12 protein-coding genes are annotated in these 13,451 nt (G+C 70.8%); 8 read left to right on the top strand and 4 right to left on the bottom strand.

From position 1 onward, the window contains the following. Positions 1 to 25: 25 nt before the first annotated feature. The 3 genes from AB0300_RS06435 to AB0300_RS06425 all read left to right on the top strand — a co-directional run bounded on the left by AB0300_RS06435 (position 26) and on the right by AB0300_RS06425 (position 3,709). Positions 26 to 2,011, top strand: a complete 1,986-nt coding sequence (locus AB0300_RS06435) for a M13-type metalloendopeptidase (protein ID WP_025104890.1) — start codon at positions 26 to 28, stop codon at positions 2,009 to 2,011. Between the two features lie 111 nt (positions 2,012 to 2,122). Further along, positions 2,123 to 3,088 (top strand): serine hydrolase, encoded by a 966-nt coding sequence (locus AB0300_RS06430; protein ID WP_366215685.1) that lies wholly within the window; start codon positions 2,123 to 2,125, stop codon positions 3,086 to 3,088. A 222-nt stretch (positions 3,089 to 3,310) separates the two neighbouring features. Beyond that, a complete protein-coding gene (locus AB0300_RS06425) occupies positions 3,311 to 3,709 on the top strand; it encodes a hypothetical protein (protein WP_366215684.1) in 399 nt (132 codons plus the stop codon). An 89-nt stretch (positions 3,710 to 3,798) separates the two neighbouring features. Here the strand turns inward: AB0300_RS06425 and AB0300_RS06420 are convergent, their stop codons facing one another. Beyond that, entirely contained in the window at positions 3,799 to 5,238 is a 1,440-nt protein-coding gene (locus AB0300_RS06420) for an MFS transporter (RefSeq protein WP_366215683.1), read from the bottom strand. A 56-nt stretch (positions 5,239 to 5,294) separates the two neighbouring features. Between AB0300_RS06420 and AB0300_RS06415 the strand changes: the two genes are divergently transcribed. After that, the gene (locus AB0300_RS06415) at positions 5,295 to 5,915 is read left to right on the top strand and encodes a hypothetical protein (RefSeq protein ID WP_366215682.1); all 621 of its coding nucleotides are present in this window, start codon (positions 5,295 to 5,297) and stop codon (positions 5,913 to 5,915) included. A 48-nt stretch (positions 5,916 to 5,963) separates the two neighbouring features. Further along, positions 5,964 to 6,653 (top strand): GNAT family N-acetyltransferase, encoded by a 690-nt coding sequence (locus AB0300_RS06410; RefSeq protein ID WP_025104885.1) that lies wholly within the window; start codon positions 5,964 to 5,966, stop codon positions 6,651 to 6,653. A 12-nt stretch (positions 6,654 to 6,665) separates the two neighbouring features. Here the strand turns inward: AB0300_RS06410 and AB0300_RS06405 are convergent, their stop codons facing one another. After that, the gene (locus AB0300_RS06405) at positions 6,666 to 8,135 is read right to left on the bottom strand and encodes an oligopeptide:H+ symporter (protein ID WP_025104884.1); all 1,470 of its coding nucleotides are present in this window, start codon (positions 8,133 to 8,135) and stop codon (positions 6,666 to 6,668) included. 116 nt (positions 8,136 to 8,251) lie between these two features. On the opposite strand from AB0300_RS06405, the gene AB0300_RS06400 reads away from it, so the two are divergent. The 3 genes from AB0300_RS06400 (at position 8,252) to AB0300_RS06390 (ending at position 12,325) form a co-directional block, all read left to right on the top strand. Then, positions 8,252 to 9,637 (top strand): glycine--tRNA ligase, encoded by a 1,386-nt coding sequence (locus AB0300_RS06400; RefSeq protein ID WP_025104883.1) that lies wholly within the window; start codon positions 8,252 to 8,254, stop codon positions 9,635 to 9,637. Between the two features lie 46 nt (positions 9,638 to 9,683). Then, complete coding sequence (locus AB0300_RS06395; RefSeq protein WP_366215681.1) at positions 9,684 to 10,367, top strand: hypothetical protein; 684 nt, start codon at positions 9,684 to 9,686, stop codon at positions 10,365 to 10,367. Positions 10,368 to 10,645: 278 nt separating this feature from the next. Beyond that, entirely contained in the window at positions 10,646 to 12,325 is a 1,680-nt protein-coding gene (locus AB0300_RS06390) for an ABC-F family ATP-binding cassette domain-containing protein (protein ID WP_366215680.1), read from the top strand. Between the two features lie 90 nt (positions 12,326 to 12,415). On the opposite strand, the gene AB0300_RS06385 is transcribed toward AB0300_RS06390, so the two are convergent. After that, positions 12,416 to 12,841 carry a DUF1801 domain-containing protein gene (locus AB0300_RS06385; protein ID WP_217584635.1) on the bottom strand — a complete coding sequence of 142 codons (426 nt, stop codon included), beginning with the start codon at positions 12,839 to 12,841 and terminating at the stop codon, positions 12,416 to 12,418. Then, positions 12,841 to 13,431 (bottom strand): HhH-GPD-type base excision DNA repair protein, encoded by a 591-nt coding sequence (locus tag AB0300_RS06380; RefSeq protein WP_366215679.1) that lies wholly within the window; start codon positions 13,429 to 13,431, stop codon positions 12,841 to 12,843. The genes AB0300_RS06385 and AB0300_RS06380 overlap by 1 nt, the downstream gene beginning before the upstream one ends. Positions 13,432 to 13,451: the final 20 nt, after the last annotated feature.

The raw sequence follows: 13,451 nt of genomic DNA, 5'->3' as shown, positions 1-13,451 counted from the left end.
GGACCCCGGCCATAGGCTGGAGCGCATGACCGACGTGCTTCCCGCGGGCCTCGCGCTCGACGACCTCAGCCCCGACATCCGCCCGCAGGACGACCTGTATCGCCACGTGAACGGCGCCTGGATCGCTCGCACCGAGATCCCCGGGGACAAGGCGCGCTGGGGCTCCTTCCATCTGCTGGCCGAGCAGGCCGAGAAGGACGTCCGTGCGATCGTCGAGGAGTCGCAGGAGGCGGAGGAGGGCACCCTCGCCCGCAAGATCGGCGACCTCTTCGCGAGCTTCATGGACACCGACCGCATCGCCGCCGCCGGCGTGACCCCGCTGGCCGAGACGTTCGCCGAGATCGACGCGATCGACGGCATCCCGGCCTTCCTGCGCACCGTGGGCACCTACGACCGGGAGGGCCGGGCGGCGGTGATCGGCCTCTACGTCGACGGCGACCCCGGGAACCCGGAGCGCTACCTCCCGGTGCTCGTGCAGGCCGGGCTCTCGCTGCCGGACGAGAGCTACTTCCGTCTCGACACCTTCGCGGAGACCCGCGCGGCGTACCGGGAGCACCTGGAGCGCCTGCTCTCGCTCGCCGGCGTGACCGATGCCGCGGCGCAGGCCGAGCGCTCCATCGCGCTGGAGACCGAGCTCGCCGGACACCACTGGGACAACGTGCGCAGCCGTGACGCGGTGGCGACCTACAACCTCAAGACGTGGGACGAGCTGCAGGAGCTCGCCGGCGTCGACCTCAGTCCGTGGCGCGAAGCCGTGACGCCGACGAACCCGCAGGCGTTCGACGAGGTCGTCGTCGCGCAGCCGAGCTTCTTCGAGGGGCTGGGCGCTCTGCTCACTCCCGAGCGGCTGGACGACTGGAAGGCCTGGCTGCGTGCGAAGGTCGTGCACGCGGCTGCGCCCTACCTCACCGACGAGCTCGTGCAGGAGAACTTCTCGTTCTACGGCACCCAGCTCACCGGCGTCCCCACGATCCGCGAACGCTGGAAGCGCGGCGTCTCCGTCACCGAAGGGGCCCTGGGCGAGGCGATCGGCAAGGTCTACGTCGAGCGGCACTACCCGCCGACGGCGAAGGCGGCCATGGACGAGCTCGTCGCGAACCTCGTCGAGGCCTATCGGCAGAGCATCGAGACCCTGGAGTGGATGACCGCGGAGACCCGGCAGCGGGCGCTGGCGAAGCTGGACGCGTTCACCCCGAAGATCGGCCACCCCGAGGTGTGGCGTGACTACTCGGCCCTCGTGATCGACCGGACCGATCTCCTCGGCAACGTGCGCCGCGCGGCGATCTTCGAGCACGACCGCAACATCGACAAGGTCGGGAAGCCGATCGACCGCACCGAGTGGCACATGCCGCCGCAGATGGTGAACGCGTACTACAACCCCTCGATGAACGAGATCGTCTTCCCCGCAGCCATCCTCCAGTACCCGTTCTTCGACGCCGGACGGGACGCGGCCGCGAACTACGGCGGGATCGGCGCGGTCATCGGGCATGAGATCGGCCACGGCTTCGACGACCAGGGCAGCCGATACGATGGCGAGGGGCGCCTGCAGGACTGGTGGACCGACGCGGATCGCGCGGCCTTCGAGGAGCGCACGAAGGCGCTCATCGCGCAGTACGACGCCCTCGTGCCGGAGGGACTGGACGCCGAGCATCACGTGAATGGCGCCCTCACCATCGGTGAGAACATCGGCGATCTGGGCGGCCTCGGGATCGCGCTGAAGGCGTACGAGCTGTCGCTGCGGGCCGATCCGTCGGTGCCGGAGCCCGTCGAAGGGCCGGTCATCGACGGCTACACCGGTGTCCAGCGGCTGCTCCTGTCCTGGGCGCAGGTCTGGCAGCAGAAGAGCCGCGAGGCCGAGACGCTGCGCCTGCTGACGATCGACCCGCACTCGCCCAACGAGTTCCGGTGCAACCAGATCGTCCGCAACATCGATGCGTTCTACGACGCCTTCGGCGTCACCGAGAAGGATGCCCTCTGGCTGCCGGAGTCGTCCCGTGTGACCATCTGGTGACGAACCTCCGGACTCTGTGAGGCACGCTCCGGTGGTGGGGTTACGATAGCCCTGCCGCCGGGCGCCCCTTCCCGGATGTGCAGTATCCCTCCCCCTCCTGAAGGACCACGCGTGGGTGCGACCGACCCTGGTGACGCGTTCCGGAACCCCTCGGCTCCCGGAGCGTCCGGGAGCGCGCCCGAGTCGACCAGCGGTCGCCGTTCGCAGCGGCCGGGAGCCCGTCGGCTGCCGCGCCGCGTGGCCGTCGGCCGGCGGTCGTTCACGTCGACGCTGAAGGCCCTCGAAGGCCTCGCGAGCTCCGGGGCGCAGGTGTCGGTGCATGTGGTCGACCTCGACTCCCATGTGCACGTGCTGGCGGGAGACGACCACGTGACCATGCCCGTCGCGGGCCTCGGGGTGGTCCCGCTGCTCATCGAGGTGGCGGCGGCGTTCGAGTCCGGCGCCCTCGACCCGCTCGAGATCGTGGAGCGCACGAGCGTCGAGGCCGTGGAGAGCTCCGGGCTGTGGCGACACCTGCGGGCCCCGGCGCTGCCGCTGGAAGACCTCGCTGTGCTCGCCGCGACGGCCGGCGATCCGATCGCCGTGAACATCCTGCTGGAGAAGGTGGGGCACGACCGGGTGCGGGAGCGCATCGAGGGGCTGGGGCTGCGTCGCACCGCCCTGCTCGACCGGTTCCGCGATCGCCGTGGTCCGGACGACGCCCCGCAGGTCGCGGTGGGGTCGGCGCGCGAGCTGGCCGGGCTGTTCTCCGCGCTCGTGAACTCCCAGGTCGTGGATGCCGCCGTCAGCGCCCAGGTGTCGGAATGGCTCAGCCTCAACCAGGACCTCAGCCTCGTGGCCGCCTCGACCGGGCTCGACCCCTTCGCGCACGAGCACGACGCGCACGGCCTGCTATTCGTGAACAAGACCGGCCGCGACCGGGGAGTGCGCGCTGAGGCGGGCGTGCTCGCGGGGCCGCGGGCCGGTGTCGCCTACTCGATGATCGTGTGCTTCGACGACCTGTCGATCAGCCACCGCCTCCGCGCGCACGACGCCTTCCGCGTGCTCGGCGTCGAGCTCATGGAGTACACGCACTGACCCCGCCTGACCCCGCGCAGGCATCCGCGCCGCATCAGGCGTCCAGAGTGACAACGAGCCTGACCTCCCGCGGTCGCCTGACCTCGCGTGTGCTCCTGTTCCCACGTCCCCGGAATCCCGCGCGCGAACGCAGGCATCCGCGTGGCGTCAGGCGACGGGGGCGCACCCGGCCTGATGTCGCGCGAGCGCCTGATCGTGCGACGTACGGGCTAGCATCGGGGCATGCCTCATGCCTGGACCCCGCACCGCCGCGACGACGGCGAGCTGCTCGGCTGGATCCATCCGGAGGGCGAGGACTGGATAGCCGTCGATGTCCTCGGGCGGAGAGTCTCCGGCCCGGGCGAGTGGCTCGACGCGGAGGCCGCGCTGGAGGACCACGGCATCGCTTGGCTCGCCGATCCGTGGATGCTCGAGGGGGAGGGTGACCGCCCGCTGCGGGTGCGCATCCTCGAGGTGACGCCGGACGAAGAGGGCACGCCGGGGCGCATCGTCGTGAAGGTCGACGACTTCGGGGACATGACCCGTCCCGCGACCGCGCAGTTCACCCTGCCGTGGCCGCTTCCCGCCCGGCTGCGGCCACCGCGTGCCGACGACCCGGATCCGCGCACGATCTCCCGCTGACCCTCCGCCGCAGGTCGCAGATCCGCCGTAGGTCGCACGTTCTGCGGAATCTCTGCGACCTCGATGCGAATCAACGACCGCCGAACGGGTCAGCGCAGGGAGGGGTGCGGCTCTTCGGCGCGCCGTCGCGGGATGAACAGCGACAGGACCACGGCCAGGATGCCGGCGGCGATCGCGAGCCAGAAGCAGACCTCGAACGCGGCCCGCGTCGGCACGGCCACCCCGCCGACGTCCACGCTCATCGCCGCGAGCACCCCGCCCATCACGGCCGAGGCCGTCGAGGTGCCCACGGAGCGGAACAGCGCGTTGAGGCCGTTCGACGCCCCGGTCTCGTTCGCGGGCACGGTGCGCATGATGATCATGGGCATCGCGGCGAAGGTGAACCCGATGCCGACGCCGATGAAGATGTTGGCGACGAAGATGTGCCACACCTCGGTCGACCACAGCAGCACGAAGACGTAGGCGAGCACGATCGCGACGGCCCCGACGGTGAAGAGCGGACGCGGCCCCACGGTGCGCTCCAGCCACCCGGACAGCGGCGAGATCACCATCATGACCAGACCCGCCGGCATGATCACGAGCGACGCGGCCACCATGTCGAGCCCGAATCCGGCGCCGCCCACCGCCGGCATCTCCAGCATCTGCGGGAACGTGACGTTCGAGGCGAACAGGGCGAAGCCCATGCCGATCGCGGCGATATTGGTGAAGAGGACGGCGGGCCGGGCGGCGACGCGGAGGTCGAGCAGCGGATCGTCCGTGCGCAGCTGGTACCAGCCCCACAGCAGCAGCACCGCCACGCCGCCGATCACGCAGACGAGGGTGAGCGGCGCCGTCCAGCCCCACTCGGCGCCGCGCGACACGAACAGCAGCAGACCGGTGAGGCCGATGGCGAGTCCGATGGCCCCGAGCACGTCGAGGCGCCCGGGGGAGCGGAGCACGTCCTCCGGCACCACGGCGAGCACGAGGAGCAGCCCGAGGACTCCGAGGGCGGCGGCGAGCCAGAACAGCATGTGCCAGTCGGCGTTCTCGGCGAGCAGCGCGGCGACGGGCATGCCGATCGCCCCGCCGACGCCCATGGTGGCGCTCATCAGGGCCACCGCGGTGCCGAGGCGCTCGGGCGGCAGCACGTCGCGCATGATGGCGATGCCGAGGGGCACGACGCCGGTCACGGCCCCCTGGAGGGCGCGGCCGATGATGACGCCGACGATCGATCCGGAGAGCGCGGCGATGACCGATCCCACGATGAGGATCGCGAGGAGCGCGATGACCACCCGGCGTTTGCCGTACATGTCGCCGAGACGGCCGGAGATCGGGGTCGCGACGGCGGCCACGAGCAGGGTGATCGTCACCACCCAGGTGGTGTCCTCGCGCGAGGAGTTCAGCAGCTGCGGCAGCTCGGCCTGCAGCGGCACGACGAGGGTGAACATGAACGAGGAGCACAGGCCCGCGAACGCCAGCACCGCGATGATCGCCCACCGCGGAGGGGTACGGGAGAGGCGTTTCCTGGCTCTGTCGTCGTTCGCACCCACCGGCTCAGGCTATCGGCGTTCCCGGAGGGGAGGGGCCGATGTGGTTGCATGGCCGGATGACCGACGACTCCGCGCCCGCGCAGCACCCCGCCGACTCCGCGTACCACCGCCGGCTCCCGATCGGCGAGGTGCTCGACGCCTCGGCGCTCGCGGACGGGGTGCCCTGGGCGTTCGAGATCGTCACGATGCGGCCGCTCGAGCCGATGCTCGTGCCGGAGAAGCCCCGCGCCGGCGAGCACGATCCGGCCGCGTGCGGCCACTGCGGTCCGAGCGTGCACACCATCTGGCACGACGACCTCTGGCAGGTGCGCGCCGGGTGGGACGTCGGCGGTCTGCCCTTCATCGGCGGCGTCGCACCGCGCGAGCACTGGCTCCTGGAGAACGCGCCGCAGGACGTGCTCGCCGCCCTCGGGCCGCTGATGCAGCGCGTGTCCGAGGCGGTGAAGAGCATCCCCGGCGTCGCCCGCTGTCACTTCGGGCGCTGGAACGACGGCTCCGCGCACATGCACATGTGGGCGCTGGGTCGTCCGGCCGGGATGATGCAGGGCCGCGGCGCGGTGCTCGCGTTCTGGGACGGGATCCTGCCGCCGCTGCCGGCGGACATGGCCGAGGAACACCTCCGCATCGTCGCGGAGGCGCTCGCCGCGGGTGGGGGCGAGGCCTTCCCGTACCGGTGAGCCGGAGTCGGTTTCCGCGAACGGGCGGAGGAGGGGCAGACTGGGATCGTGCGAACCATCCGCGATCTCGACACCGTTGAACTCATCCTCGACGCCCAGAGCCTGCTCGACTCCATCCGGGGCCCGCAGCGCGTGGTGGACGCCGGGACCCTCCGTGCCCTGCAGCAGTCGGGCAACTACGTCGTCGGCTTCTTCGACGGCGAGGGCGACGAGGAGCGCATGGTCGGCGCCTCGATCGCCTTCTTCGGCGAACCGGCCCGTCGCGCCATGCACTCGCACATCACGGCTCTGCTGCCCGAGTACCGGGGGCGCGGATGGGGCCGTGAGCTCAAGGAGCACCAGCGGCAGTGGGCGTTCTCCCGCGACGTCGGCCGCATCACCTGGACCTTCGACCCGCTGGTCGCCCGGAACGCGCACTTCTTCCTCACCGTCCTCGGCGCGCGCGCCACGGGCTACTCGGTGAACCGGTACGGCATCTTCGGCGGCGGCGACGCGGGCGACGAGAGCGACCGCCTCGACGTCGAGTGGGCGCTCGCGGACATCGCCAAGCCCCCGGCGGAGGACGCCGTCGTCGAGACGCTGGAGATCCCGGACGACATCGAGGGCATGCGGGAGTCCGACCCGGCGGCCGCGCACGAGTGGCGGCTGCGGCTGCGCGCGCAGATGGAGGGGCTGCTCGGCAGCGGCCTCCACATCGCGGGCTTCGAGACCGGCCGGGGTTACCTCTTCACCGCGTGATCGCCGGGGCCGTCACCGCACGCCCCGCATGAGCCGCAGCACCGGCTTCACGCTCAGCAGCAGTCCGATGCCGACGAGGATCGCGATGCCGCCGAGGATCGAGAAGTACGGCACCTCGTTCTCCGGATCGTAGAACTTCACGAGCTCGCCCGAGATGGCGGTGCCGAGGGCGATCGACAGGAAGAACAGCGCGACCATCTGCGTGTGGAACACGGCCGGGGCGAGCTTCGTCGTCACCGACAGCCCCACGGGCGAGAGCAACAGCTCGGCGACCGTGAACACGAAGAGGATGCCGACGATCGCGAGCAGCGGCGTCGAGTTCGCACCGCCGCCGGAGAACGGCAGGAACAGCAGGAACGCGGAGCCCATGATGATCGCGGCCAGCCCGAACTTGACGGGGGTCGACGGCTGACGCGTCCCCAGCTTCGTCCAGATGGCCGCGAAGACCCCGGACAGGATGATGATGAACACCGGGTTGATCGACTGCACCCACGACACCGGCATCTCCCACCCGAACAGGTCGCGGTCGAGGCGCTTGTCGGAGTAGATCGTCAGCACCGTGAACTGCTGCTGGTACAACGACCAGAACGCGACGCTGGTGAGGAACAGCGGCAGGAAGCCCCAGACACGCGAGCGCTCGGTGGCGTCGATACGGCGACTGCCGAGGATCACCGCGAAGTAGGCGACGGCGGCGACCACCGTGACCACGATCACGATGGTGGCGAGGTTGTCGGCCTGGATGACCCCGGTCAGCACGAGCACCGCGATGACGACGACCGCGCCGACGGCGATGCCGGCGACCAGCGGATAGCGCGAGCGGGGGAGCGGGTTCGGCACCGCGCGCGCGGAGGCGGGCAGGCCGCGGCGGCCGAACGAGTACTGCACGAGACCCAGGGTCATGCCGAGGGCGGCGAGGCCGAATCCCCAGTGGAAGCCCAGGGTCGACTGCAGCAGCCCGGTGAGGATCGGACCGAGGAACGCGCCCAGGTTGATGCCGAGGTAGAACAGCGAGAACCCGGCGTCGCGCCGCACGTCGTCCGGACGGTACAGCGTCCCCACGACCGACGTCGCGTTCGCCTTCAGGCCTCCCGAGCCGAGGGCCACGAGCACGAGTCCGACCCCCACGCCGACGAACCCCGGCAGGAGGGCGAGGGCGAGGTGGCCCGAGACGATGACGATGGCGCTGACGAACAGCACCCGCTCGGAGCCGAACAGCCGATCGGCGAGCCAGGCCCCGAGGATGGTGGACAGGTACACGGAGCCGCCGTACGCGCCGACGATCCCGCCCGCCACCGCCTCCGGAAGGCCGAGACCGCCATCGGCCACCGAGAAGTACAGGTAGATGAGCAGGATGCCCTGCATGCCGTAGAAGCTGAAGCGCTCCCACATCTCCACGCCGAAGATGTGCACGAGCGACCACGGCTGTCCGAAGAAGCGGGTGTCCTCGTCGCGGGAGGCGGGCGGCTGCGCGGTGGTGCTCATGCGTGGGACGGTACTCCTCCCGCGGGTCCCGCGGCCAGGGGTTGCGCTCCGGCCCCGGATAGAATGGGGGTGCCCGTGCTCACGGGCATTCTCCGCATCCGACCATTGGAGCCACCGTGGCCGAACAGTCCCGCCTCGACAAGGTCATCGCCCTCGCCCGCCACCGCGGTTTCGTGTTCCAGGCGGGTGAGATCTACGGCGGTTCCCGGTCGGCCTGGGACTACGGACCCCTCGGCACCGAGCTGAAGGAGAACATCCGGCGGCAGTGGTGGCAGACCTTCGTGCGCGGCCGCGGCGACATGGTCGGTCTCGACTCCAGCATCATCCTGCCGAAGCGCGTGTGGGAGGCCTCGGGTCACGTCGCGACCTTCACCGACCCGCTCGTCGAGTGCCTGCAGTGCCACAAGCGCTTCCGTGCCGACAACCTCATCGAGGACTTCGAGGCGCGCAAGGGTCGCAAGGCCGAGAACGGTCTCGCCGACATCCCCTGCCCGAACTGCGGCACCAAGGGGCAGTACACCGAGCCGAAGGCCTTCTCCGGTCTGGTGAAGACCTACCTCGGCGTCGTCGACGACGAGTCCGGCCTCTACTACCTGCGCCCCGAGACCGCACAGGGCATCTTCGTGAACTTCTCGAACGTGCTCACCGCGAGCCGCAAGAAGCCGCCGTTCGGCATCGGCCAGGTCGGCAAGGCGTTCCGCAACGAGATCACCCCCGGCAACTTCATCTTCCGCACCCGCGAGTTCGAGCAGATGGAGATCGAGTTCTTCACGCCGCCCGCCGAGGCGCCGCAGTGGTTCGACCACTGGGTCGAGGCGTGCTGGAACTGGTTCATCGACCTCGGCATCGACCCGGAGAACATGCGGCAGTTCGACGTGCCGGAGGAGGACCGCGCGCACTACTCGGCCGGCACCATCGACGTCGAGTACCGCTTCGGCTTCGCGGGCAAGGAGTGGGGCGAGCTCATGGGCGTCGCCAACCGCACCGACTACGACCTCTCCAGCCACAGCGAGGCCTCCGGCCAGAGCCTGACGTACTTCGACCAGGCCACGGGCGAGCGCTACACGCCGTACGTGATCGAGCCGTCGTTCGGACTCACTCGCGCGATGATGGCCTTCCTCGTCGACGCGTACGTCGAGGAGCAGGTGCCCAACGCCAAGGGCGGCACCGACACCCGCACCGTGCTCAAGCTCGACCCGCGCCTGGCTCCGGTCAAGGCGGCGGTGCTCCCGCTGTCGCGCAACGAGAACCTGTCGCCGCTCGCCCGCGAGGTGGCCGACACACTCCGCGGTTCGTGGGCCGTCGACTTCGACGACGCCGGTGCGATCGGTCGTCGCTACCGCCGCCAGGACGAGATCGGCACGCCGTTCTGCGTCACGGTCGACTTCGACTCGCTCGACGACCGTGCCGTGACCGTGCGCGACCGCGACACGATGGCGCAGGAGCGCGTCCCCATCGACGAGCTGCACGCCTACCTGGCGGAGCGCCTCCGCGGCGCCTGACGTGACGGCACCGGGGGGAGCCGGCGCACGGGGAGAAGCCTCGCCCGTGCGTCCGGTCGCGGCCATCGTGCTCGGGGCGCTCGCCGTGTCGTGGATGATCCTCACTGTGCTCGACCTGCGGGAGAACGACGGCGCCGGGCCCATCATCGCGATGTTCGGCCTCCCGGCGCTCGCCGCCGCGGTCATCATCCAGATCGTGATGACGCGGCTGGGGGACCGGAAACGCGTGCCGAAGGCCGTGTTCTGGTGGGTGCTGGCGGTGCTCCCGCTGGGGACCCTGGCGGGCTTCGTCGTCGCGATCCTCCGCGACCCGGACTACTTCGTCGCCGACGAAGGCCCCTGGATGCTCCTCTGGGTGCCGGTCTTCATCGTCGTGGGGCTGCTGCTCGGCGCCCTCGTCTGGTTCTTCTTCGTGTTCCCGCTCGTCTCGCTCGTGACGGTGATCCGACTGATCGCGCGCGGGGAGGCGAAGCCCGGCGCCCTCATCATGCCGATCGTGCTGCTGAGCCTCGGCGTGCTGAGCATCGTGGGTGGACTGTCGATCGACACGGACAGCAGCGGTCGCGCGTCGTGGGGCTCGATCATCGCCGCGTTCCTCGGCCTCCCCGGGAACTACGAGGTGATCTGGGAGCCCGGCCTCTGGATCGTCCGCGGCATCGTCCTCGCGATCGTCCTCCTCTTCGCCGTCCCCGCCGCCCTCTCCCGCCTCTCCTCCCGCCCTCGCCGTTGACGCCGAGACCCCGGGTTCTCGCCGAGACCCCGGGGCGCGGGCGGGGGTACGTCGGGGTCTCGCCGGGAAGGCGGGGTCTGGCGGGCGTGGAGTGACCCTGCTATGGTCGCTCCTCGTGGGTACTCTGATTCGCTAGATCGGGACGCCGCGTCGAGAGCTCTTCTCCGCGGTGGGTCCTGAGCGAACGCGCCCGACTCCGGGTGCGGTCGAGGTTCCTGTTCCCCGCGTCATCGACGCAGATCCCGGCGGTGCGCGTGCGCCGCGGGAGAGGATCCCTCATGTTCCCTGTACTCTCGACCCCTTCCGACTCCTCGGCCCGCGCTCATCGCGAGTGCGCGCTACAGGCCGCCTCCGTCCGATTCGCCGACCGACTCGTGCTGGACCGGATCGACCTCGTCGTCGGCCCCGCCGACCGCCTCGCCGTCATCGGCGACAACGGCGCCGGGAAGTCGACGCTGCTCGATCTGCTCGCCGGTGTTCTCGCGCCGACGTCCGGGGAGGTGCGGCTCGACCTTCCCGGCGGGATCGCGCATGCCCGGCAGAACCCGGTGTTCGCGGACGGAGCGACGGTGACTGACGCCATCGACGAGCTCCTCGGCGACCTCCGCGCGCTGGAGCACGACCTCGCCCGTGCGTACGACCTCCTCGCCGCCGCGACCCCTTCCGAGCGTGCGCAGCAGATGGCCGCCGTGGCCCTGTTGCAGGACCGTTTCGAGTCCCGCGGCGGATACGAGGTCGACCGTCGCATCGACACCGCTCTCGAACAGCTCGGGGTGGGCGGGCTGGACCGCGGGCGATCGGTGGTCGCGCTGTCGGGCGGAGAGCGGGCGCGGCTCGCTCTCGCGGTCGCCCTCTCTTCCGGAGCCGAGCTGCTGCTCCTCGACGAGCCCACGAACGACCTCGACGACCGGGCGCTGACCTGGCTCGAGGACCGTCTCGCGGCGCATCGGGGAGCGCTGGTCGTCGTGACGCACGACCGTGACTTCCTGGACCGTTTCGCGACGGCCGTCGTGCAGGTGGAGGACGGTCGGATCCGTCGCTACGGCGATGGTTACGCCGGGTTCCTGCGGGCGCGCGAGGCCGAACGCCGGGCGGCGGTCGCGCGCCACGAGGAGTGGAAGGCCGAGCTCGCCCGGGCCGAGTCCCTGCTCGCCGCCAACGCGTTCCGGCTGCAGGCGATCCCGCGCAAGCTCGAGCTCGACGGCTTCGGTCATGGCGCGTTCCGGGCGCGGAGCCGCGACCACGGTGCCGTCGGGCGCATCCGCATGGCGAAGGAGAGGCTGTCGCGGCTGCGGGACAACCCGTGCCCGGCGCCGCCCGAGCCCCTGCGGTTCACGGTCGCGGCAGAGGGTCCGGAGTCGCTCGGCGGGCCGCTCCTGACGCTCGATGCCGTGGCCCTCCGCGAACCCGGACGACGGCTCGCCGTGTCGGAATGGACGATCGAGGCCGGTTCGCGGTGGCTCGTGATCGGGCCGAACGGAGCCGGGAAGACGACACTCCTCCGTCTCCTCGCCGGCGAGCTCCTCCCCGCATCCGGGACGCTCGTCCGCGGGGACGGGACGCGGATCGCGTTCCTCCGGCAGGAGGTCGACACGCGCCCGCGGGGTTCCGCCGTCGAAGTCTTCGCAGCTCGGACCGGGACGCCGCCGGCGGAAGCGCAGGACGCTCTCCTGGCTCATGGACTCTTCCGCGGGTCGGAGGTGGACCGCGACGTGCGGGCTCTCTCCGTCGGGCAGCGTCGGCGGCTGGATCTCGCGGTCGCCCTGTCGTCGCCATTCGATCTGCTGCTGCTCGATGAGCCGACGAACCATCTCGATCCCGAGCTCGTGGAGCAGCTCGAGCACGCTCTCGCGGACCACCCCGCCGCCGTCGTCACGGTGACGCACGATCGGCGGTGGCGTCGTCACGCGGCGGACGCACAGCGCGTGCAGGTTGACGAGGGGGTGGCCACCACCTGAGACCCCGCCTTCCCGCCGAGACCCCGGACTCCGCACGTCCGCACGCCGGGGTTTCGGCGGGAACCCGGGGTCTCGGCGAGAGTACGAGAGCTACGACGTGACCGTCAGCTGCATGCGCGCGTCGCCGCCGGACTCGACCCAGGCGCGCGAACGCTCGAGGATCCCGCGCAGCACGACGAGGTCGACCTCGTCGAGGTCCTTGAGGTAGAGGCAGCCCACCCCCGTCGTGTGCGGGCCGAGCGCGCCGAGAGCCTCCGCGTGGGCGTCCACCCCGTCGAGGAGGTAGATCGTGGTCGCGGCCTTCCGGGGGGCGAAGCTCAGAATGCCGCTGTCGCCCTCCGTCCCGGTGGGATAGCGGTAATGGCAGGAGCCGAACCCGATGATCGAACCCCAGGTCTGCGGCTCGCGCCCGGTGATGTCCTGCAGGAGAGCGGTCAGCGTCTCGGCATCACGGCGACGCACGGCCGGGGAGGAGCGGGCGATCAGGCCCGCGACGTCGTCCCCGGTCGGCTGCACTACTTTGCCGCCTTCGCCGCGGCCTTCATCGCCTTCTTGTACTCGCGCACCTTCGTCAGCGACTCCGGCGACACGATGTCGGCGACGCTGCGGTACGACCCGTCCTCGCCGTAGGGCGCCGAAGCCTCCCGCCAGCCCTCGCCGGTGAACCCGTACTGCTTGCCGAGGAGGGCGAGGAAGATCTTCGCCTTCTGCTCACCGAAGCAGGGAAGGGCCTTGAGCCGCTTGAGCACCTCGGCGCCGCTCGGCTGGGTCCCTGAGCCTGTCGACGGGCGCGTCCACAGGGCCGCGGCATCCCCGTCCCAGTCGTCGACGAGCGCCTGGCACAGGGTCTGCACCCGCGTCGCCATGGAGCCGGGGAACCGGTGCACCGCGGGGGTCTGGCGGAAGGCCTCCAGGAACTCCTCGGGTGCCATGCCCGCGATCGCCGCAGCATCCGCGGCTCCCGTCCGCTGCTCGATCTTGAGCGGTCCGGTGAACGCGGTCTCCATGGGGATCTGCTGGTCCAGCAGCATGCCGATCAGCAGAGCCGTCGGGTTCTCGGTCAGCAGGGCGTCGGCGGCGGTGTCTCCGGTGATGTGAAGGGCCATGCCTCCAGTCTCCCACTCCG

The organism is Microbacterium sp. NPDC078814 (assembly GCF_040702645.1).
Lineage (GTDB): Bacteria > Actinomycetota > Actinomycetes > Actinomycetales > Microbacteriaceae > Microbacterium.
The sequence above is the reverse complement of the archived record's forward strand: the minus strand, read 5'-3'. Positions and strand labels throughout refer to the sequence as shown.

Bases quoted from the DNA above. Each gene is read 5' to 3' on its own strand.
- AB0300_RS06415 (WP_366215682.1), top strand. From the start codon at position 5,295: ATGACCGACGACTCCGCGCCCGCGCAGCACCCCGCCGACTCCGCGTAC.
- AB0300_RS06425 (WP_366215684.1), top strand. From the start codon at position 3,311: ATGCCTCATGCCTGGACCCCGCACCGCCGCGACGACGGCGAGCTGCTC.
- AB0300_RS06435 (WP_025104890.1), top strand. From the start codon at position 26: ATGACCGACGTGCTTCCCGCGGGCCTCGCGCTCGACGACCTCAGCCCC.
- AB0300_RS06380 (WP_366215679.1), bottom strand. From the start codon at position 13,431: ATGGCCCTTCACATCACCGGAGACACCGCCGCCGACGCCCTGCTGACC.
- AB0300_RS06390 (WP_366215680.1), top strand. From the start codon at position 10,646: ATGTTCCCTGTACTCTCGACCCCTTCCGACTCCTCGGCCCGCGCTCAT.
- AB0300_RS06405 (WP_025104884.1), bottom strand. From the start codon at position 8,135: ATGAGCACCACCGCGCAGCCGCCCGCCTCCCGCGACGAGGACACCCGC.